At 41.5% G+C, this 20,596-nt stretch carries 18 protein-coding genes and 1 pseudogene; 8 read left to right on the top strand and 11 right to left on the bottom strand.

The features are described from left to right. Positions 1–343 precede the first annotated feature (343 nt). Both ACYRY3_RS16115 and ACYRY3_RS16120 read left to right on the top strand, forming a co-directional pair. Positions 344–1,318 carry a hypothetical protein gene (locus ACYRY3_RS16115; RefSeq protein ID WP_460202646.1) on the top strand — a complete coding sequence of 325 codons (975 nt, stop codon included), beginning with the start codon at positions 344–346 and terminating at the stop codon, positions 1,316–1,318. 41 nt (positions 1,319–1,359) lie between these two features. Next, entirely contained in the window at positions 1,360–2,244 is an 885-nt protein-coding gene (locus tag ACYRY3_RS16120; RefSeq protein WP_460202647.1) for an alpha/beta fold hydrolase, read from the top strand. 318 nt (positions 2,245–2,562) lie between these two features. Here the strand turns inward: ACYRY3_RS16120 and ACYRY3_RS16125 are convergent, their stop codons facing one another. Continuing rightward, on the bottom strand, positions 2,563–3,180 hold the full coding sequence (locus tag ACYRY3_RS16125; protein WP_460202648.1) for a hypothetical protein: 618 nt from the start codon (positions 3,178–3,180) through the stop codon (positions 2,563–2,565). A 180-nt stretch (positions 3,181–3,360) separates the two neighbouring features. Between ACYRY3_RS16125 and ACYRY3_RS16130 the strand changes: the two genes are divergently transcribed. Then, complete coding sequence (locus ACYRY3_RS16130; protein ID WP_460202649.1) at positions 3,361–4,731, top strand: cytochrome P450; 1,371 nt, start codon at positions 3,361–3,363, stop codon at positions 4,729–4,731. Between the two features lie 204 nt (positions 4,732–4,935). Here ACYRY3_RS16130 and ACYRY3_RS16135 read toward each other — a convergent pair whose 3' ends face one another. Next, positions 4,936–5,649 carry a DUF1345 domain-containing protein gene (locus ACYRY3_RS16135; RefSeq protein WP_460202650.1) on the bottom strand — a complete coding sequence of 238 codons (714 nt, stop codon included), beginning with the start codon at positions 5,647–5,649 and terminating at the stop codon, positions 4,936–4,938. Between the two features lie 267 nt (positions 5,650–5,916). Between ACYRY3_RS16135 and ACYRY3_RS16140 the strand changes: the two genes are divergently transcribed. Next, positions 5,917–7,281 carry an LLM class flavin-dependent oxidoreductase gene (locus ACYRY3_RS16140; RefSeq protein WP_460202651.1) on the top strand — a complete coding sequence of 455 codons (1,365 nt, stop codon included), beginning with the start codon at positions 5,917–5,919 and terminating at the stop codon, positions 7,279–7,281. 478 nt (positions 7,282–7,759) lie between these two features. Beyond that, on the top strand, positions 7,760–7,912 hold the full coding sequence (locus tag ACYRY3_RS16145; protein ID WP_460202652.1) for a hypothetical protein: 153 nt from the start codon (positions 7,760–7,762) through the stop codon (positions 7,910–7,912). A gap of 158 nt (positions 7,913–8,070) precedes the next feature. Here ACYRY3_RS16145 and ACYRY3_RS16150 read toward each other — a convergent pair. The 3 genes and pseudogenes from ACYRY3_RS16150 to ACYRY3_RS16160 form a co-directional block, all read right to left on the bottom strand. Further along, positions 8,071–8,253, bottom strand: a pseudogene (locus tag ACYRY3_RS16150) (hypothetical protein); the annotation flags it as partial. Positions 8,254–8,750: 497 nt separating this feature from the next. After that, positions 8,751–9,746, bottom strand: coding sequence for an RpoD/SigA family RNA polymerase sigma factor (locus ACYRY3_RS16155; protein ID WP_460202653.1), 996 nt, complete (start codon positions 9,744–9,746; stop codon positions 8,751–8,753). Between the two features lie 177 nt (positions 9,747–9,923). Continuing rightward, positions 9,924–9,992: a hypothetical protein gene (locus ACYRY3_RS16160; protein WP_460202724.1), complete on the bottom strand. Its 69-nt coding sequence runs from the start codon at positions 9,990–9,992 to the stop codon at positions 9,924–9,926. 466 nt (positions 9,993–10,458) lie between these two features. Between ACYRY3_RS16160 and ACYRY3_RS16165 the strand changes: the two genes are divergently transcribed. Continuing rightward, a complete protein-coding gene (locus tag ACYRY3_RS16165) occupies positions 10,459–10,617 on the top strand; it encodes a hypothetical protein (protein ID WP_460202654.1) in 159 nt (52 codons plus the stop codon). A gap of 132 nt (positions 10,618–10,749) precedes the next feature. Here ACYRY3_RS16165 and ACYRY3_RS16170 read toward each other — a convergent pair whose 3' ends face one another. The 5 genes from ACYRY3_RS16170 to pnuC form a co-directional block, all read right to left on the bottom strand. Continuing rightward, positions 10,750–11,106 carry an EamA family transporter gene (locus tag ACYRY3_RS16170; protein ID WP_460202655.1) on the bottom strand — a complete coding sequence of 119 codons (357 nt, stop codon included), beginning with the start codon at positions 11,104–11,106 and terminating at the stop codon, positions 10,750–10,752. Next, positions 11,103–14,606 carry an nSTAND1 domain-containing NTPase gene (locus ACYRY3_RS16175; protein ID WP_460202656.1) on the bottom strand — a complete coding sequence of 1,168 codons (3,504 nt, stop codon included), beginning with the start codon at positions 14,604–14,606 and terminating at the stop codon, positions 11,103–11,105. Before ACYRY3_RS16175 ends, ACYRY3_RS16170 begins: the two co-directional genes overlap by 4 nt. 174 nt (positions 14,607–14,780) lie before the next feature. Continuing rightward, positions 14,781–16,133, bottom strand: a complete 1,353-nt coding sequence (locus ACYRY3_RS16180; RefSeq protein WP_460202657.1) for an ATP-binding protein — start codon at positions 16,131–16,133, stop codon at positions 14,781–14,783. A gap of 799 nt (positions 16,134–16,932) precedes the next feature. Further along, positions 16,933–17,931 carry an AAA family ATPase gene (locus ACYRY3_RS16185; protein WP_460202658.1) on the bottom strand — a complete coding sequence of 333 codons (999 nt, stop codon included), beginning with the start codon at positions 17,929–17,931 and terminating at the stop codon, positions 16,933–16,935. Continuing rightward, entirely contained in the window at positions 17,895–18,464 is a 570-nt protein-coding gene (pnuC, locus tag ACYRY3_RS16190) for a nicotinamide riboside transporter PnuC (RefSeq protein WP_460202659.1), read from the bottom strand. Before pnuC ends, ACYRY3_RS16185 begins: the two co-directional genes overlap by 37 nt. 113 nt (positions 18,465–18,577) lie before the next feature. Here pnuC and ACYRY3_RS16195 point away from each other — a divergent pair, with 113 nt between their 5' ends. Continuing rightward, positions 18,578–19,081 carry a phosphate-starvation-inducible PsiE family protein gene (locus tag ACYRY3_RS16195; RefSeq protein WP_460202660.1) on the top strand — a complete coding sequence of 168 codons (504 nt, stop codon included), beginning with the start codon at positions 18,578–18,580 and terminating at the stop codon, positions 19,079–19,081. 97 nt (positions 19,082–19,178) lie between these two features. Here the strand turns inward: ACYRY3_RS16195 and ACYRY3_RS16200 are convergent, their stop codons facing one another. After that, a complete protein-coding gene (locus ACYRY3_RS16200; RefSeq protein ID WP_460202661.1) occupies positions 19,179–19,544 on the bottom strand; it encodes a Lin0512 family protein in 366 nt (121 codons plus the stop codon). Between the two features lie 143 nt (positions 19,545–19,687). On the opposite strand from ACYRY3_RS16200, the gene ACYRY3_RS16205 reads away from it, so the two are divergent. Further along, positions 19,688–20,569, top strand: coding sequence for a GNAT family N-acetyltransferase (locus ACYRY3_RS16205; RefSeq protein WP_460202662.1), 882 nt, complete (start codon positions 19,688–19,690; stop codon positions 20,567–20,569). The last annotated feature ends 27 nt before the right edge of the window (positions 20,570–20,596 follow it).

Below are 20,596 nucleotides of genomic sequence, written 5' to 3' on the forward strand. Positions count from 1 at the left end.
TCCTTTTGCTCGTAAGCAAGCTCTAGTAGCTGCCTAATAACCTCTAACTGGTTCGAGCGCTTCTAGTCTGACTCCGTTAAGGGCTAGAGGCAAACCCCAACGGATGCGCTAGCAGTATTCTCTGGTTGACTTGCTAGCTAAGACTTAATCAGAGCATCCTACCGTTCGGGATAAAGAACGTTCCCCGCCTTGAGGGTAAGAAAGGCTAAACCTGTGAACGAGCGGGGGGTCAATACCCAGTCTGGACAGCAGTTCGACTCTGCTCGGATCCACTAACAGCTAATAAGAGACCAAGAATCCGCCTTACACTATCATGTGTTGGCGGATTTTGTTTTATAAGGATATGTCCAAAGTAGTTGTTGCTTGCTACAACCCGACCTGTGGCAAAGAGTTTACTAAACCACTAGCAGAGTTTCATAGAAGTCAAAAGTTAGGAAGACCTCATTTTTGTTCTTTGAAATGCCATGCACAATACAGAGGGCTAGGTAAAGGTAAGATAAATAGAGCTACTTCTCACTTAAGAGACATTATCAGAAGAGATGACTTTTCACCATTTAGATATCATTTAAAAGTCATGAAAAAGTCTGCCAAACGGAGAAAGAACGAATGTTCTGTAACACTGACAGACTTAAAGTTATTGTGGGAAAACCAAAAAGGCATTTGCCCTCTTACAGGCTGGAAATTGGTTCTTTTACCTTCCACAACTGATTATCAGAGTACAGCTTTAACCATTAATAGAGCCAGTGTAGATCGTATAGATTCTGCTCAAGGCTATACAACGAGTAACATACAATTTGTTGCTGTAATTGCTAATTTTGCTAAGAACGCTTTCTCAGAAGAAGATTTGATTGATTTCTGTTACAACGTATATAAATATAAAAAGCTAAGTATTGAAAATTTAATTGGTGATGCAGCTCCTAATATTTCTTATAATTTGTTTTCAAATAATCGCAGAGATGAATACTCACCCTTTCGCCAGCATTTAAAATTAGCAAGAAGACGCGTAAAAACTCATGGCAGGATATGTACTATTACACTGGAATATCTCAAGGAACTTTGGGAAAAGCAGGATGGAAGATGCCCTTATACTGGGTGGAAATTAGATAATCCTGAAACAACTGCTCACTGGAACAGTCATCAGCTACATCCAAGAACAGCCAGCCTAGATAGGATAAACTCTGCACTCGGTTATATTCCAGGAAATGTACAATTTGTTAGCGTGATGGCTAACTTTGCAAAGAGAGATTTTCAAGAGGACGAACTTTTAGAGTTTTGTTATGCTGTGGTTAGTTATAAGCTAGGGCAAGAAAATTTCTAACAAAATACTCGATCCGTACCACGTAAGGTAGAATGAAACATATGTTTCCAAATTTTCTACCTATCACCGTTGGGCAACTCACAGAAACCACTTCAGTTGCCCTTGCTCAAGCGATCGAGCAGATAGCGATCGCAACCCCCCTCGCTGCACAACCCGTGACGACAACCTATGTACGTCAAGGTAGTGGAGGTACGCCCTTGCTATTGATTCACGGCTTTGATGGTTCCGTATTAGAGTTCCGTCGGCTCTTGCCCTTACTGGCGCTGCAAAATGAGACTTGGGCAGTAGATTTGTTGGGATTTGGCTTTACAGACAGACCACCAGAAATCAAGTTTAGCCCCAATGCTATCAAAACTCATCTGTATTATTTCTGGAAAACCCTAATTAACCAACCTGTCATTTTGGTAGGCGCTTCGATGGGAGGAGCAGCCGCTATTGATTTTACCCTGACGTATCCAGAAGTTGTTCAAAAGCTGGTGTTAATTGACAGCGCGGGTTTAATAGGTGGTTCGCCACTAGCCAAATTTATGTTTCCACCCTTGGATTATTTGGCGTCTGAGTTTCTACGCAATCCCAAAGTAAGGGCTAGTATTTCCCGCGCTGCATACAAAAATAAAGCATTAGCATCAATTGATGCCCAATTATGTGCGGCACTACACCTCGAATGCTCTAACTGGAACAAAGCTTTGATTGCTTTTACAAAAAGTGGTGGCTATAGCGCTTTTAGATTTAAAAAATTATCAAAAATTGTGCAACCAACCCTCATTTTATGGGGTGATTCTGACCGCATTTTGGGTACTAAAGATGCTCAGAGATTCAAGCTAGCTATTCCAAATAGCAAACTTGTCTGGATTAAAGATTGCGGTCATGTACCCCATTTAGAACAGCCACAAATTACTGCCCAACACATTTTAGAATTTCAGTAAACTATATTCTAAAACAGTAGGGTGGGCACTGCCCACCATTTTTAACTTCGCTTAGCACTCTCATCAACCACTCATCTGCTATTCAGATTGATTTCGCTTATTAATCCAGCAACCACATTTAAGTAGTAGGGTGGGCACTGCCCACCATTTTTAACTTCGCTTAGCACTCCCATCAACCACTCATCTGCTATTCAGATCGATTTCGCTTATTAATCCAGCAACCACATTTAAGTAGTAGGGTGGGCACTGCCCACCATTTTTAACTTTGCTTAGCACTCCCATCAACCACTCATCTGCTATTCAGATCGATTTCGCTTATTAATCCAGCAACCACATTTGAGAATTAGTATTTTCAGCAGACTCTCCTGCTGAATTTTCAGGCATTTTTTTGGGAGTATAGGTAGGAGTTGAGTAGGATTTTTTGTATCTAGCCGCAGATTGGAAAGTATCCTTTCCTGGTTTTGGAACAATTTCAGGTTTGGAAACAGTTGCAGGTTTGGAAACAGTTGCAGGTTTGGAAACAATTTCAGGTTTGGAAACAGTTGCAGGTTTGGAAACAACTTCTGGTTTGGAAGCATTTACTTTCACCTGTTCCGTTAGCTGGGAATTAGCCTGTGCTAAATATATTGCTGCATTCTTTGCATCTTCAACTTCTTTTTTAAGTCTTTCTGACAATTCTTTTTGCTCGGATAAAGCTGATTGTAAATTAATAATCTCTTGTTGGAGAGCAGCTTCATTTTTACGTGATTTTTCCAAAGCCTCTCTCAATTCTTTGACTGTTGCTTCCAAGTTAGAATCTTTCGCATTTACAGGAGCTTCTAAAGGAATGGAGGAATTGTCATAGGTTGAAGTCACTGCAGTTGCAGTGATTTCAATAGTAGGTTCACCATCCCAAGGTGAGAATTTCTGTGCTTCTTGTTGCAAAATTTCCTCCATGACCTTTTTCCTCTTAAGACAAAAGGCGGTATTCTGGCTCTAAAGGAGACATAACCACCACTCTTAAATCGTAACCTGTTATCGTTAAAGTGACGATAGTTTTTGTTAAGAATTGGCACTTCAGACGTATTTACTCCACAAGATGTAGAATCAAGATGCATTCCATTCCATAATGTGCTTATGCAAGGAACTTACAATCTGCCTGATGGTCCTCAAATTCCTCTCTTTGTCAGGTTGATGAAATTTATTTTTCAACCATTGGAATATGTAGAAGGATTAGCCAAAACCTACGGGGATAGTTTTACAGTATGGGGTGCAAAAGGGACTCCTATCGTGTATTTCACTCAACCCCAAGCACTTCAACAAATTTTTGCCGGTGATGCCAATTCAGATGCTGGACGAGGAAACCAGGGTTTGGAATTTTTGATGGGAAGCAATTCTCTACTATTACTTGACGGAGAACGACACCAGCGTGAACGTCAACTTTTAACGCCTCCACTGCATGGCGATCGCATGCGGGCTTACGGTGATACTATCTGTGAAGTCACGCACCAAGTTATCGACTCCTGGAAAATGGGTAAACCTTTGGTTATCCGGACATCAATGCAAGAAATATCCCTGCGAGTGATTTTAAGGGTGGTCTTTGGTTTAGATGAGGGACCACGCTTACAAGAACTTCGGCAGCTTCTCAGTTCCGTAATGGATTTCCTTGGTTCCCCTTTCATGACCACCGTCACATTCTTTGAAATTTTCCAGAAAGATTTAGGTGCTTGGAGCCCGTGGGGTTGGGTTTTGCGCCAAATACAAAAAATTGACACCCTTATCTATGCTTTAATTCAAGAAAGAAGAACGGAATCGGAGCAAAATCGGCAAGACGTTTTGAGTTTAATGATGTCTGCGCGTGATGAAGACGGTCAGCCGATGACAGATAGAGAGTTGCGCGATGAGTTAATGACGATGCTAGTAGCTGGGCACGAAACAACTGCTTCGGCATTAGCATGGGCGTTTTATTGGATTGACTTCCTGCCAGAAGTGGGTGACAAATTGCTAGAGGAACTGGGCACCCTTGGTAGCAACCCAGATCCAACTGCTGTGACAAAATTGCCTTATCTCACAGCAGTCTGCCAAGAAACCTTGCGAATTTACCCCATTGTAATGAGTGCGTTGCCTCGCATTGTGCGATCGCCCATTAAAATTATGGGTTATGACTTACCAGTGGGAGCTATTATAATTCCCAATATCTATTTAGCACACCATAGGAAACAAGTTTACCCACAGCCAAAGCAGTTTAGACCAGAACGCTTTTTGGAGAAGCAATTTTCCCCATACGAATATATGCCCTTTGGTGGCGGGAATCGTCGCTGTATTGGGTTGGCATTCGCTCAGTATGAAATGAAGTTGGTATTAGCAACAGTTCTCTCACGCTTTCAGGTATCCCGAGTTGATAAGCGTCCCGTGCGCCCCGTGCGCCGTGGTATGACTTTTGCCGCACCAGGAAAAATGCGTATGATTGCAACTCCCATACCCCAATACCGTCAGATAAAACTGTAGGTTGGGTTGAGGAACGAAACCCAACATTAAACAACAAAACCCAACAACATTGTTGACAAACGAAACCCAACATGAGAAACAAAACCCAACAACATTGTTGACAAACGAAACCCAACATTGTTCATTGCATCATTCATCTGACGCCAAAGAACTGTCTAATTCACGGATAGCTACACCTATGCCGTTCCATTGATTGGGAAGACGTCAAATAAGCCCTGCTATGATATTAATACTAAGCGCCAAAATAATTGTGTTAAAAAAAAATGTTAATATACTGTGTGCCAGAGTCAAGCGTCTCATGCTGCTCGATCGCACAGCAACGTCGGAAACCTGACAAGTCATGCCAATAATAAAGGAAAAATATAAAAAGTCCCAGTAATCTGGTTGTTCTTCGTCAGGAAAATCTAAACCTCCAGCAGATTCATTCCTGGAATTTGCACGGCTTTCTACCCTGTGGTAATACATATGTGCATATCGCAAAGCAAAGATCGTGTGTATCAGTACCCAGGAACTAATGACTGTTACTCCTGCTAATATGACGTGCAGAGCCTTAAAAGACTCTGACAATCCTTTTGTATCTGCAAGCATATAAATGATGGCTAGTAAGCTACTACAAGCTGCACATATAACAAATATCATTAAAGCCCATCGCTTTTGATACTGGCGCTTAGCTAAAAGTTGCATTTTTTCCGGTGTGGCTTGAAGTATCATTAAAAACATTAAAACTATGAAGCAAATTGCACCTGAGTTCCAAGCAATAAGTATAGAGGTTGCTGGGCGCAGAAGGGTTCTTAATAGCAATGTGTATACTAATACAGCAACTATAATGGAAATAAATAATTTGAGCCTGGTATTTAACAAACCAAGTGCCTTTGCTCTGGACTTATATTTCACAGCGATTGCCTCAATTCCAAACATGAACCATACACCTCACCCCAGCAGACATTGAGAAATTAGTAGTAACTGCTCCTCAATACGGTTTGGAAATTATTCTTTCATCTTCTACAATGTAATACAGCATACTTTATTTTAGTAAGGTATACTTGGACGGGTAGAGATGCCAACCTCACAGGACTTGTATGATTTGGAGGGTAGTAAACTACCAAAAATAGTTAATAATACTAGTTACATACCAGTTTACCGTAGTATATGCTCCTTATTTAAAACCATACCTACGGAGGGCAAATGAGCGGTAAGAAGCAATTGAAACTGGGTGCTTTCATGCGCCCTGTCAGTATACACACAGGTGCTTGGCGCTATCCTGGGGCTTTGCCTGATGCCAATTTCAACTTTCCGGCGCTGAAACGATTTATCCAGAAACTAGAGCAGGGCAAGTTCGACGCATTCTTTATGGCCGATCACCTAGCGCTACTCAATATGCCGCTCAACGCCTTGAAGCGCAGCCACACTGTCACCTCATTTGAGCCTTTCACCCTGCTTTCTGCCCTCGCAACCATTACCGAACATATCGGGCTGATAGCTACGGCTTCCACAACCTATGACGCACCTTACCACATTGCTCGCCGCTTTGCGTCTTTAGATCATATCAGCGGTGGTCGTGCAGGCTGGAACATAGTGACCACAGCCAATCCCGACGCAGCGCTTAACTTCGGCTTATCTGAGGAAATTGAGCATGACCAGCGCTACGCACGGGCTAGAGAATTTTATGATGTTGTAACGGGTCTTTGGGAGTCCTTCGCTGATGATGCATTCATCCGGGATGTGGAATCAGGGATTTATGTCGATCCCGAAAAAATTCACGTTCTGGGTCATCGGGGAAAATATCTCTCAGTGCGGGGACCATTGAACATCGCCAGACCTGTCCAGGGTTGGCCTGTAATCGTCCAGGCGGGTTCATCCGAAGCAGGGCGTCAGTTGGCTGCCGAAACCGCCGAAGTCGTGTTTGCATCTGCCAGCAGTCTGGACGCTGGCAAGGTTTTCTTTGCCGACGTTAAGGGTCGTGCGCGGGCAATAGGACGTGACCCAGAAACCATCAAAATTCTTCCAGGTGCCTTGGTCATCGTGGGTGAAACTGTGGAAGCAGCAATTGCCAAGCGTGCCCATCTAGACAGTCTGGTACATTATGAAAGCGGAATTGGCAGTCTGAATAGCGCACTTGGCTACGATGTCTCTGGCTTCGATCCGGACGGTCCGCTGCCAGAAATCCCGCAGACTAACGCCAGTCAAAGCGCACGAGAACGAATTGTAACGCTTTCTCAACGCGATAATCTGACTATTCGACAGCTAGCTCAACGCATTGGCAGTTACGGAGGTCTTGCCTTTGTCGGTACGCCCAAAACCATCGCTGATGAGATGGAGCAATGGCTCACCGAGGAAGGATCTGACGGCTTTAACATCATGTTCCCTTTTCTTCCTCAAGGGCTGGACGATTTTGTAGACAAGGTTGTGCCAGAACTCCAACAACGTGGAATCTTCCGCCAGGACTACGAGGGCAAGACGCTGCGCGACAACCTGGGACTTGCCCGCCCTGCTAACCGTTTCTTTGAGCCTAAAACCGTGTCTTCTACCATGCTTGATAGTATCCAGTAGCAGTTCTAATAACCTGCACCCAAACTAAGTAAAATCTTCCAACAGCTTACCTTATGCTGTTTGATTTGCTTCCAACCAGGCTAGTAAGTCCTCAATAGCTGTAAAATCTGCATTTCCATCTAAACAATCGCTTAGAAGCGTTGCATTGACGATGGAGGTCATCAGTTAATTCCGCATGGCAGGAATATTGATGGATTTTCAGTAAGAGTAACTTTACTGCCTTAAGACAATATTGGTGTAGTTGTTCTCACTGATATGGATAAAAATGTAGTTATAAATACTGTGATATCATGTCCGCGTAAAGACTTATCATTAAGGCAGATGAGGAGATGGGGAGATGGGGGACGGGTTTTCCAGTTTTTGCACAGAGCGTTTAATAATAACTAATTAACCGGACTTAATATGACTTATTATTATATATGCGATCGCTGACTTGGTTTAGACGAAGTTCATTGGAATGAACGAATGAAGGAAAAATATGCAAAGGGCCAAAGAAACTGCTGCAATAGCCAGAGAGCAAATTGATTCAGCCCGTAAAACCGCAACCCAACCTTCTCATCCCTGTCCGGAAATATCTCCTAAAATTTGGGGAATTAAAAGTGTTAACCCTGCGAATGGACCACTCTTTTAAATTTCTTCATGCACGTCCATCATGGTCTCTACTAAGGCAAATCCAGTTGCAGATGCCGTTCCTAAAAGTATTCCATCTATTGGCTCGTATATTCCAATGCTTTTCCTATTAGGTGATGCAAGTAGTTTACTAAATAAATACACTATGAATAGTGGAAAGGCATGGTAGCGAGAAACTTGGTTACTCTTAAGCAGCATGCGTGCAACGCGTTTTCCCTTAAGTTCGACTGGCATATAAGAGAACTCTCGACCCAAAGCTATGGGTAAACTTAAATTTGGTTCTCTCTGTTCTCCTGTCACTGGATCTTTCCAACTTAATTGAATTTGAAAGTTCTTAGTCATTAGTTATTATGGTATGGCTAAAGTGTAGACCTTCAAAATTTTGACTGGAGTCGCCTCGAACATAACGAGTTGACCAATAATTACTAATTCGTAATTACCTGAGCGTAATGAAAATGACGGTGCTTAAATGTTCATACAGCTTGAGTATTTGAGTTTCCGGAACTTCTGGAAAATATATCTTGAAAATTGTGTTGGAGCGATCGCAAACCTGATTTTTCGACACGTTCAGTTTATACTAATTTCGTAGAAAAATATGTGCTGAATTAACTTTATCGCTTCAGTCCTGAACTTATTTGACGGGAGTCTCAAAGAATTTTTTCAATAAAAAACTGTTTTTTTAATAGTATCTGCCGCTTATATGAGTTATACTAATTCACTTTTTTAGTGATACAAATACGTGGGTAGGGGCTCTCGGCCGAAAGCTCCTACAGCAATTACATATGTATCAGGATTTTCGTGAAATGGTATTAGCGGTAGAATCTGTTGGGTTCTCAAGCTTAGCTAGCTAAATAACCTCTTATCTTATCTTGATTGATACGTAAGACATTCAAAGCTTGCATCTCTATTTGTCGTACTCGTTCACGACTAATACCCATACGTTGACCAATCTCTGCCAAAGAAAGCTCATGCTCATTTGTAAAACCAAAGCGCAAACATATGACTTCCTTTTGTTGGGAAGACAGTTTTGATAATAGGGTTTGAAGGTCTTGGCTGAGAGATTTTTCAACAACATAATTAAAAGGAGAATTGGTTTCATCTTCTAAAATTTCTTGCAATTCGGTGTCGCGTTCCGGTCCTACTCGTACCTCTAAAGAAATGGGTCGGCGAGAAAACTGTATAAAATCTCGAATTTGACCGGGCTCTAAGGAAAGGGCGTGTGCTACTTCTGCAGTCGTAGGAAGCCTGCCTAATGTTTGAGATAATTCTTGCTGAACTTGCTTTATTTTGTTTAGCTTTTCAACAATATGAATGGGCAATCGAATTGTACGTCCTTGTTGGGCGATTGCCCGTGTAATTCCCTGACGTATCCACCAGTAAGCATAGGTTGAAAGTTTGTACCCTTTATTAGGGTCAAATTTCTCAATTCCCCGCTCCAGCCCTAAAGTACCTTCTTGAATTAAATCGAGCAAATCCATGTTGCGTCTTTGATATTTCTTTGCAACTGCCACCACAAGCCGGAGATTAGCCTGAATCATTTTCTGTTTGGCTTTTTGACCTTTATGAAGCATATCAAGCAGTATTTCTGGGCTCAGATTCATTTTATCAGCCCACTCTTCTACTGTTGGTTCATGTTCTAATTTAATAGCCAGCCTTTCCTTAACAGCTAACAATTTCATCATCTCCTGAACTTTTGTAGACAAAGAAGTCTCTTGCTCTTGAGTTAACAGAGGTATGCGTCCAATTTCTTTAAGATAAGAACGTATAATATCTTGAGAGTAAATTTCTGTCTTATTGCTATTGGCTCCAGTCAGGGATTTTATTGACTTCCTCATCGTCATAATTTCCTATAGCTAATTTGTTCTTTCAACATTCAATTAACAACTTTTAACTTTAAAACTAATTTGTATTAAATATTATAAAATTAGCCCTATATTAAAAATTAAAAAAATAACTGATAAGATATCTATAACCAAGATATATTATTAGCATATGACCATCCTATTTGATTTTTAAATTACATATAGGATGGGCATAAAGATGCAAGCATCTGTGACAATGGCACTTGCTCCATATTGCATGCAAACATCAGCATCTGGCGCAGAACTGCAATATAGGTGCTACTAGCAACATTATCTAGACTGGAATTAGCAACGGTATTTACGCTAACATCAATCAAAATTCCCACTACTATTGCGGTTCCAATTGCTGCGATCGCGGTGTTAGAACAAGAAAAAAAGGATTTATTACCAGGCATTTTAGTTCGATGTGGCATAACTAAGATTTTGTCTTGGTCATTTGTCATTGGTTACCGTTTGATAGGCTTCTTTTTGATGCTTGTAACTTGACTGTATATGGAAAAAGTTAAGAACTTGGGAAGATTTGCTTTGAAGGCAAGGATTTTGTGAGGGGTTAGTGGTTACCGATAGTGGCGAGCACCTATCACCGTTAGCTGACTGCGGTAGACGTTATATTCCTCATAGAACCAAGGGTGCCGATCTTCTCCCAAAAGTGGTATATTGTCATTGAATTTAACGAGCCAAAATCATGAATTTGCCTGTAGGACAACGAAGTCGAAGTGTTGTACGTGCCCCTAAAGGACAGGCAAAGTTAGAGAACTGGATACGTCAGCTAGAAATTGAACGCTATCCGGTTCCAAAGTTTGTTCGCCGTTCACAGCTTGAAGGTTGGAGCGATCGCAATTAAAGATAATCAGTCGCAAGGTTCAATTGTGACAGTAGATATAACTGTACTTTGAACGCGTCTCGATAGCAAGGGGAATTTTGAAGCCGCTACAACTTACGCAAGAACCGTATGAGAAAAAATTAAAACACCTCCTCAATCTCCTACCAAAACTTCGCCTTGCTGTGCCGCCATATCTGAAACCGTACTTTCCTGTAATAGTAGGGATTGTGGATCTCTTTGGTCAATTTTGGGACGGATCGGAGTCAGAATTATTCCAACTAGCACCATTGCTGCACCAATGAAACTGCGAGTTGAAAAGGTTTCGCCCAGTAGCAGAAATGCGACAATTGACCCGAATACAGGTTCTAGAGCGAAGAATAGTGCCGCCTCGTAGGCAGATATCCATTGCTGTGCAACTGTTTGGAACAAAATGACTATGGCAGTGGCAACTACTCCCAGGTAGATTAGTACACCAAAACTTGTTTGAATTGCCTCAATGTGTTCAGTCAATAGACATAATAGCCATGCCCAATGAGGGTTTTGAGTTCTTTGCCCGTTGCCACATGCCAGAGTTTGATAGTTTTGTCCCAACTGGCGGAAGCAAGTTGTTTGCCATCACCACGCCATGCCACGCTTGTGACAGAACGGCTATGACCGGAGAGGGTTTTGAGTTGTTTGCCCGTTGCCACATCCCAAAGTTTGATGGTGTTGTCTAAACTACCAGAAGCAAGCTGTTTGCCATCAGCACTCCACGCCAAGCTATTGACATAACTGTCATGCCCAGAGAGGGTTTTGAGTTGTTTGCTCGTTGCCACATCCCAGAGTTTGATGGTTTTGTCTGAACTGCCGGAAGCAAGCTGTTTGCCATCAGCACTCCACGCCAAGCTATTGACATAACTGTTATGCCCAGTAAGGTTTCTGAGTTGTTTGCCCGTTGTCACATCCCAGATTTTGATGGTTTTGTCTGAACTGCCAGAAGCAAGCTGTTTGCCATCAGCACCCCACGCCAAGCTATTGACATAACTGTTATGCCCTTCTAGGGTGTTAACTTCTATAGTTTGCTGTTCTTGTGGGTGTAAGTAGACTGCTTGTTGTAATGTTGCCACAACCCGTAACTTAATATCTTGGGTTGCCCAAGTTGCGTTTTTGAGTTTTGTCCCTGCTTTGATGCCATCTACTATAGAACCTAATGTTTCCCCTGTGGAAGAAAAAGCTTCTGAAGAATTTGCTAGAGCTTTGATTTCGTTAATTTCAGCTTGTTTTCGTTGTTGTTCTTCTTGCTGTGCTGAATGCCAAGCAGTAACAGCTAGAACAGCCAATACAAACCCAGCTGCAACTGAACCAAGTAAAGCGCGTTTGAGCAACCGATTTAACTTGTCTTCACTTTGCTTTCTTTGCTTTCTTTCTTTTTCCAGTTCTGCCATTAACTGGGTTAATTTTGGTTCTTGCTGTTGGCGAATAAACGCTGCTAAATAGTCATGTACGAGTTGATAGCGGTCGGCAGGATTTTCTGGTAAGAACAGTACCAAGCCGGATTTCACAAAAATCTGCAACACCAAATTTAATTTGCTGGTTTCTGCTAAATCTCCTGCGAGTTCCTTTAAATTTGTTTCCAATTCAACTTGTGTTTTGAGAGGACGAGTTCCTTTTTCATCTGTCAGCAAATACAGCACAAATTCTGCTGCTTGCTTGTTTTCTTCGCCGCAATCTCGAACCACTTCTTGCAAGTAGCGATTGACCAGTTCTTCTTTTGTCCCGCACTCTCGATATCTTTCTAAAGTTGTGATATTTTCTGTCTGGAGTTGTGCTCCTACCACTTGTAACTCAATTGGACGTACTTCCCCTGTATCACCTGCTAAATTTTTAACAAGTTCATCTATCAAATCGGGTTCTAAGTGAAAATTAGAACGTTCTGTTAGATTTGCAATAATTTTCTTTGTATCGGTGGTAGAAAAGTTACCTAATTCATAAAGAACATTTTCACTGAGAATATCTATGCGAAGGTTGTCTCCCGACTGCAAGCGGTTAAATTTCAGCAAATAATGCAAGTAATCTTCCCGCAATGATAATATGACTTTTAATGGCAGAATTTTGAGGCATTCTCTCAAAAATTTAAAGAATTCTTGCCTTTGGGCTGGTTCATTCTTAACAAAGAAGAATTCTTCAAATTGGTCGAAAATGAGTATTGGACGGATGTTATGTGTTTTGCATTGCCGTAATTGTTCCACAATGAGCAATAATGGGGATGGGTGGCTGGAAAGATTGACCAACGGATTTGGCAACATTTTTCCCAACTCTTCTACCCAGTTTGTGTAAACGCGGATTGCAATGACTAAATTATCTTGAAAGCCAATAGCTTTCTTTTTTAAAGCTGGAACAAGCCCTGCATTCACTAGGGAACTTTTTCCCACTCCTGATTGTCCGTGAATTACAATCAGCTTGTAATCGTGACGCCCAATTCGTTCTATTAAACGTTCGACATCTAAAAGACGACCTGATGCTCTAATTTCTGGTGAAACGTTTTCTTGTAGAGACGGAAAGTTTTGTATTTCTAAAACTTTTGTGGAAGTTAAATTTACCTGTTTGGATGACTGCAAGCGACCCGCACCAATAAACGCCCTCAATCCAAATTGTTGCTCTACAGAACACTGTTCTTGCTTGATATCATAAGCTTGCAAATACTCTTTTTGCTTGTGATAAAGTTTTTGCAAAAAATTAAGAATATTCAGATAAATACTTAAATCTAACTGGGGATTAAGTTCTTGTTTGGCAAGTTCTAAATTGTGAATGGCTTCTAAAGGTTGATTTAAATGAAATTGCGATCGCGCTAAAATCAATCTATATAAATTCACATCTCGAGAGATGATAGCTTTTCGAGAAGCCTCATCTACATCGCTCAATAGACTTGACAACTCCGATTCTGGAATAGCCGTTAAATTTTTCAATGCATCTTTAGCTAATGTGTTCGCCTTTTCCCATTTTTGCTGAAACAGAGCAACTTCAGCCAAAAAGCCGCAATCTCTTGATAATTCAATCAGCTTATTTTCCGCTCTATGTTGTTTAATTGCCTGTTCTGCAAGCTTTTGCAACTGTTTGCATTCAGGTGTTTCCTGGATAATTTCCCCAAATTTTGCAATAATATTAGGTATAAGGTCGATACATTTATTTTGAGCAATAAATTTTAAATATTCCCGAAGCCAGTGCTGTGTATTTTGCCAATCGGGATGTTGAACATCCTGTTTTTTAAAAGCTTTGAGATAATAGCAAAAAGCAAGATTCTCCAGAGTTTTGCCTTGAAGTCCAAAATGAGAAGTTTTTTGCCAAAGTTCCAAGCTCGCTTGATAACAATCTATAGCATCATCTATTTTAAAATTAACTTGTTTGACAAAACCCAATAAAGCTTTTAAATTAACTTCTAGTTCGACGTTAGGAATTTGTGTATCATCAAGTAATTCTCCTTGAGCAGCTTCGAGTTCGTTTTCTAGCGATAGATAATCATCTCTATTAAATTTAGGAGTATTGCCGAATAATTCCCCAGCAGTTTCTCTAATAAAGTTTGCTAAAACCTCCTGAGAGATAGTAAAATTCCTAGTCGTTGCCCAACTTTCAAAATCGGGAGCAAACTCCATAAATTGCTTGTGAGTTGCATCGTCAATCCATAAGATTAAAGGGAAAGAAAAATGATGGCGAAACTCCTCACGCACTTGATTTGCAGAAATCAGCATTTGGGAAAAATTCTGCACGGATTCCAAACCCAAAACCATTAAGCAAGCTGGGGCTTCATGCCCTAATTCTTCTCGAATTGTGCTAAAGAGAGTTTTCTCTGATTCTTTAAGAACCAAAATACGAATCTCGACGCTGCATATTTGCCGCAACCGTTCTATCAACTGATTGCGTAAGCTAGCATAATTGCACCGTGCCAGAATCAATTTAAATTGCCCAACAGAAGCCTCAATTGCCCAAGCAAGTTGCTGCAATGAACGTTCGTTGTTGGTACTCATCTCTTCCATGAATTTGGTTAGTAGTTAGTAGTACATGGTTTTCTCATTGCAATGCTCATTGCCCAATTTCCTACTAAGTCAGCCGTTATGAATAAACAAAAATACGTTACAAAATGTAAATGCATCTAAAACCCTTACTAATGACAAATGACAAATGACTAAGGACGATCCTTACCGACTTACTTACCTCAACTCCTTAGCTTCTGCCAGGATGGGATTGACATCAAACCAAGATTCACCTGCATCTCGATATTCAAACACAAATCGACTGCGGATGAGCTTTTGGTATCCGTCATCATCGCTGACTTTTTTCCTTTTTTTAACATGATGCAACAATTCCCACTCACTATCAGAAATAGGCATTGTCATTTCATTGCGACGGGCGCGAATAACATTCTCTAAGGTGTTAAGAGAAAGGGGAAGTTGCATCTCTTCCATAATCAATGTGTTGAGCAGTCGTAGTAAATCGCGGACGTGCCCGCCACTCACCTTACACAGACGATCTAAAGTTACAGGGCTATCAAAAAGTTCTGGAATGTGCTTGAGACGTGCCTCTGCTGGCAAATCGGGAAATGCTCTTGCTAGAACCATTTGTCGCATGAGTTCCATACCCTTATAATGGGGGCTACCATCAGGCCATGCTACCGGAACCATCGGCAAAACTCTGGGGTCTTCAAGAAATTGCTGTGTCAGAGTTCCATAATCATTGGAAAATTTTAAAGCCAGTGGCATTGTGTAGACCACATGGCAATTCAGCTTGGTCAGATGCTCACCTTGATCCACAAACAGGTATTCTTGTTGCGGGCGACCCCAAGGTTTGGGACGGTTGTCAATGCGGTCAAGGTTATCCACAATCACCATTAGACCTTTTTTACCCTGTTGTTTCAACTTTGCGATCGCTGGTTCTAGGAGTTCTCTGTTTATCGCTTCTAACAACTTGATTTTTTGTGGTGCTAAATACTGATTGAGTTTTTCGCGCAGCATGGCGTCATGTTTTGCCTTGGCAGTGATTTCCCCAATACCAAAAGCCAGAGTAAACTTTTCTTTTTCAGAGGTAATGCCCACATCCCCAACCTGGGGAACCTTGAATTTTACTCCTTGCAAGTCTCCATCCTTCAAAGCATTCACCGCACCCTGCAGTAACTCCTTTAGCCGTTTGGGTTCATCAAGTGCGATCATCTCCAAACTCTGACTGACACGGCGGGCGATTGCTAGCAACACATCAGCAATATCCACATCAGTCATTTCCAAGTCTTCACTCGACTCAAAATAGACGACATGAAACCCTTGAGCTTCTAACTCTAATTTCAACTTCAGCAATTCTGTGGATTTCCCGCAACCAATATGCCCGGTGAACAACGTACACGTCGGGTCATCTGGTTTAAAAAATGTAATTTTTTGCTTGAGTTTGTTGATAATGTCCCCACCTCTGACGGAAGAGAAGTCAATGTAATACTTTCTGTCCTGTACATTACTGACAGCCAGAGTCCGGCTGGGGTCAGTTGCTTCAAAGAATTTTCGTAAATCTACTGCCATAAAATTTGTTATCTAATTTTTTTAATATTCTTTAAGGTAAGGATATAAGTAATTACATTATTTCCAATGGATTTTTCAGGAATTTTAATGTCTTGAGGGTAAGTTTGGGAGGTCATTCCATTTCTCTTTAAACGTGAAACATACCTTTTTGTAGAGACGCTTCAAACAGCGCGTCTCTACGGGATTTAGATGCATCACGATAAACGTGAACTGGTATCAGCACGTGTCCTACACTTCAGTGTCCAATAAAATGATGGGTTTTGGTGCTAACCATCAAGCTAGGGTTTGACCTAAACTTGCGATTAGGTGACAAATACTACAAAAAGGTCATTTGCGCCTGTTCTTAAAGGAAATGTAGCGATTTGTGACATCTTGTTCTCAATCAGAGACGGTGGGCAGTGCCCACCCTACTTCCACTTAGGTAAAAAATACTACAAAAAGGTCATTTGCGCCTGTTCTCAGAGGAAATGTAGCGATTTTTAACATCTTCTTCTTGACTAGGGACGATGGGCAGTGCCCACCCTACTTCCGATGAGAACAGTACCTTGCTGTGTTTTGTCTTTCAATAGGTTTGTGGGTTTAGTAAGAAAAACCTTTTTCTGTCAACTAGTGTTGACAAATCGTAATATTATTTGTTAAGTTTATTTACATAAGTTAATAATTTAATAAAAGGTTTTCAGTTCTAACATCGGTAACTCCCATCGACATTTGGATTCCTCGTATCCCCTCGGTTTGACAGCCGGGGTTTTTTGTCACAAAATTAAAGCAAGTATTTAAACTCCATTTATTGTAAAAATTATCAATAGGGTTTTTGTCGCAATATCCTATCTACAGCAGTAATGCTAGTCTGAAAGCGTTCTTCCCAGGAACCTCTGATTATGACAAAGCGCCTTCCCCTTGATTCGAGTTCTTGAATACAGCGATCGCGAAACGATTCTCTCATGTGGGCTAAATACCTCTGATTGTCATCAACCCAAGGAACATCAACATCTAACATTAAGTACAGGTCATATTGCCGTCGGTTTGCCTCATCATGAATCCACTTGGGACACTCCCCAAACAGAACATCACTCCAAATGGTTGTGGTAATCAAGTCTGTATCGCAAAATAAAAGACGGTTTGCTTGTCTGGCTAAAGCATCTTCGGAGGCAATTTGACCTCTGGCAATCTTGGGAATATCTTCAAAATCGCATTTTCCTCCTTTGAAATCTAGCAACCCGCGAGCATATTCCCCAACGCAGACAGTGTTGTAGTAAGCAGCCAGGTTTTGTGCCAAGGTTGATTTGCCCGTAGATTCGGGACCAAAAATGCAGATGCGACGGACGAAATAAGGTCGAACGCAGCTTGGAAGGTAATTCCAATTAGCAATGGGGTCTTGCCGTACCTTTGTTCCAGAAATGGGCACCCAGTTGCGGGGATGGTCTACAGGAATATAAGTTGCTCCAAGAATTTCTGCTAACTTCCAACCGTAGTTTTCTGAAGCAAATACATAATCTGACCCGGTCGGTAATACTTTACGGATAGAATCGTACCAAATTTGCCAAAAATCTGGATGTTCTTGTGGTTCTTGGGGATTTTCATCAGTAACGTGTACGACTTCTACATCTGAAAACATCTCCCGCATCCAGTCGTAGCGTAGATATCCGGGAATGGGCTCAGATTGAATCGAACAAACAAGAACCGTCAGGTGACTGACATAGTTCCGGGCAAAATCAACAAGATACTTGTGTCCTAAATGAGGGGGCATGAACTTGCCCAGTATCATTCCAGTGCCTGTTTTTTGTAAACCTTTTTCCATGTCAAATACCCCAGCACCGCTAGAATGAGAAACACCGTATAAAGCCCAGTTGTTGGATAGAGTTGTTTAGCTGCGTAGACTCCAACCGCCAACACATCTACCACAATCCAAATTAACCAGCACTCTAACACTTTCTTTGCCATCAACCACTGAGCAATAAGACTCATAACGGTAATGGCTGCATCGGGGTAAGGCAAGGCAGCATCTGTGTAGCGATGCATGACAAAACCAAGGGTGAAAGTACCAACGATTGCAATTCCACTCCAAATTATGATTTGTAACTGAGTGATGGAGGTGACGTGCAGTTCTCTCCGATTTTTACCTCCATGAAGCCAAGCATACCAACCGTAGATTTGCAGGAAAACATAAATAACTTGCAAGATGACATCTGAATACAGGCGAGCTTCATAAAAAATAAAGATGTAAAGAAATACCATAACTATGCCCGTGGGCCAACACCAGATATTTTCTTTGACAGTTAACCAAACGCTGACTAGACCGAGGATTGCACCAATTATTTCAATAGAACTCATGACAATTTTCTCAACTCTTTAGGGTGTCATCTGAAATTTGTAATTTTTAATTTAAATTTAAAATTTGTCATTGCCTATGATGGAGGAGCGAATTTAGACTGTCCGGAAATGCCATGCCAAAACGCCTCATGATAGGGTTAAATAGCTGGTTGCAGCGAGATAGAATTGTACGTAATCTGGAGTTTTTTCAAGACATTATTGTTATCTCTCTGTGTCTTGGTTTATTCTGTGTCATGCTTATACGTTTGGGAACTATGTTTCTCTCCCTAGTGCATCCATTGGATTTACGGGAAGTCACGTCTGAAATTTTGTTTATTTTGATTCTCGTAGAGTTGTTTCGTCTGTTAATTGATTACTTACAAGAACGGCAAATATCTGTAGGTGCAGCAGTAGAAATTACTATTGTTTCTGCTTTGAGAGAGGTCATTTTACGTGGTGTTCTTGAAATTCCTCGCGACCAAATTTTTGGAATTTCTGTATTTTTAATCGTTTTAGGGGGTATTCTTGCTGCTTTACCTTTGATGTCTCCTTTTCTCGAACACGTTAAAATTCCCATTCCTAAAGAAAGTGAGGAAACGACACAGTTGTTGTCTGAAAATTCTTTACCTGCCGAGTAGGGCTGGCAGTGCCCACCCTACGGCTACGGCTAAGCTGATTAGGGTTATGCTACAAATTTAATGTTGGTGGGCAGTGCCCACCCTACAGTTTGTGAACTCACGCACTTTCAATCAATACTGTTACGGCAGCTACGGCGATTAACATTTCATCATTTTTATCGTTGAGTGCGGGAATTGCTTTGCCTTGAACGACCATCCCGCCAGATTCTACTGTCAGTGTTTTTCGTCCAAAGGGCAGCACTGCTAAGACTTCTTCTTCTCTTACCTGTTCGGGGTAAGGAACGGCAACCTGTACCTCCACTATCATTTCATTTGGGTCGCTTAAACCAGCAACTTCCCAAACTCCAGGTAAAGCGTTATGGGCGATCGCATTCCTTACAGCCCTTGCTGCTGCGACAGTTGGTTCTTGTCCGTGTTGGTCAATGCCCATCCCCATCTCGATAATTAGGCGTTTGCGTGCCATTGTGACCTGCCGTGTAAAAAAGTGCTGCGTTTTGCTCCTCAACTCAGCCTACTAGATTTGTGTCTTCCGCTTGCATAAATTTGCCTGGAATTGCTTGTGTAGTATATGTAGTATAAAAGATGAACTTCCCAATCCGAACAAATATGAACAAGTATCGCTTTCAGCGTTCCTTTCAGAGCGCTTCAACCTTAAGCAATCAACTGTTTAACCTGCTAGAGGTTGTTTTTCCAGGTTATGGAATTAGTGATGCTGCCGAACATGGGAGAAAGCTGGGCGCATCTTGGGAGTCTGCTTCAACTCCGTTTATGCTCTTCCAAGATGATATTGCTGTTACCCATGTTGGTGTTCTGGAAATACCCATGCAACTGATGGGAAAGTATGAAATCGTGGGAGGAGTTCATGGAGTTGCTACCCATCCTGATTTCCGACGCCAGGGCTACTATCGTCAAGTGATGGAAGAGGTACTTGACTACTGCTATCGCCGTTACAATACTTTAATATTAACCACATCACAACCTGAAATTTACGAACCTTTTGGCTTCCGTTATGTAACGGAACATATGTTCATTGCCCAATGCAATACAACAGGAGGTCATAATGGTTTTCGATTGCTAGATACTTGCAATTCCAATGATGTCCAATTACTGAACCGACTCTTGGAAAAACGCGAACCTGTCTCTCATATTCTAGGAGTCGTGAAAGAGAAAGCTGTATTCTGCATCATTGAAGGAAGCAATCCCTTGTACTACGCAAAAGATTTAGATCTCCTGGCTGCCATGACGGTAGAAGATACCAAACTCAAGCTTTTTGATTTGGTAGGAACAAAGGTCTGCCCTCTGAAAGCAATTCTTGAAAGGATACCCCAACCCATTCAACAAGTAGAAATTTATTTTAGTCCAGATCGTCTGGATGTTGAGGTTCAAGCATTTCCTCACCGACTGAATGGCGATGACCACCTTATGGTTCGCGGCAAATTTACACCAGAAGGGCAGAAATTTATGCTACCACGTTCAACACGTTGCTGATTTGGCAAGTTTTGGTTGCTTGGAATA

Source organism: Scytonema sp. NUACC21 (assembly GCF_054684315.1).

Coding starts and splice junctions, on each gene's coding strand:
- ACYRY3_RS16115 (WP_460202646.1), top strand. CDS start 344: ATGTCCAAAGTAGTTGTTGCTTGCTACAACCCGACCTGTGGCAAAGAG.
- ACYRY3_RS16120 (WP_460202647.1), top strand. CDS start 1,360: ATGTTTCCAAATTTTCTACCTATCACCGTTGGGCAACTCACAGAAACC.
- ACYRY3_RS16125 (WP_460202648.1), bottom strand. CDS start 3,180: ATGGAGGAAATTTTGCAACAAGAAGCACAGAAATTCTCACCTTGGGAT.
- ACYRY3_RS16130 (WP_460202649.1), top strand. CDS start 3,361: ATGCAAGGAACTTACAATCTGCCTGATGGTCCTCAAATTCCTCTCTTT.
- ACYRY3_RS16135 (WP_460202650.1), bottom strand. CDS start 5,649: ATGTTTGGAATTGAGGCAATCGCTGTGAAATATAAGTCCAGAGCAAAG.
- ACYRY3_RS16140 (WP_460202651.1), top strand. CDS start 5,917: ATGAGCGGTAAGAAGCAATTGAAACTGGGTGCTTTCATGCGCCCTGTC.
- ACYRY3_RS16145 (WP_460202652.1), top strand. CDS start 7,760: ATGCAAAGGGCCAAAGAAACTGCTGCAATAGCCAGAGAGCAAATTGAT.
- ACYRY3_RS16155 (WP_460202653.1), bottom strand. CDS start 9,746: ATGAGGAAGTCAATAAAATCCCTGACTGGAGCCAATAGCAATAAGACA.
- ACYRY3_RS16165 (WP_460202654.1), top strand. CDS start 10,459: ATGAATTTGCCTGTAGGACAACGAAGTCGAAGTGTTGTACGTGCCCCT.
- ACYRY3_RS16175 (WP_460202656.1), bottom strand. CDS start 14,606: ATGGAAGAGATGAGTACCAACAACGAACGTTCATTGCAGCAACTTGCT.
- ACYRY3_RS16180 (WP_460202657.1), bottom strand. CDS start 16,133: ATGGCAGTAGATTTACGAAAATTCTTTGAAGCAACTGACCCCAGCCGG.
- ACYRY3_RS16185 (WP_460202658.1), bottom strand. CDS start 17,931: ATGGAAAAAGGTTTACAAAAAACAGGCACTGGAATGATACTGGGCAAG.
- pnuC (WP_460202659.1), bottom strand. CDS start 18,464: ATGAGTTCTATTGAAATAATTGGTGCAATCCTCGGTCTAGTCAGCGTT.
- ACYRY3_RS16195 (WP_460202660.1), top strand. CDS start 18,578: ATGCCAAAACGCCTCATGATAGGGTTAAATAGCTGGTTGCAGCGAGAT.
- ACYRY3_RS16200 (WP_460202661.1), bottom strand. CDS start 19,544: ATGGCACGCAAACGCCTAATTATCGAGATGGGGATGGGCATTGACCAA.
- ACYRY3_RS16205 (WP_460202662.1), top strand. CDS start 19,688: ATGAACAAGTATCGCTTTCAGCGTTCCTTTCAGAGCGCTTCAACCTTA.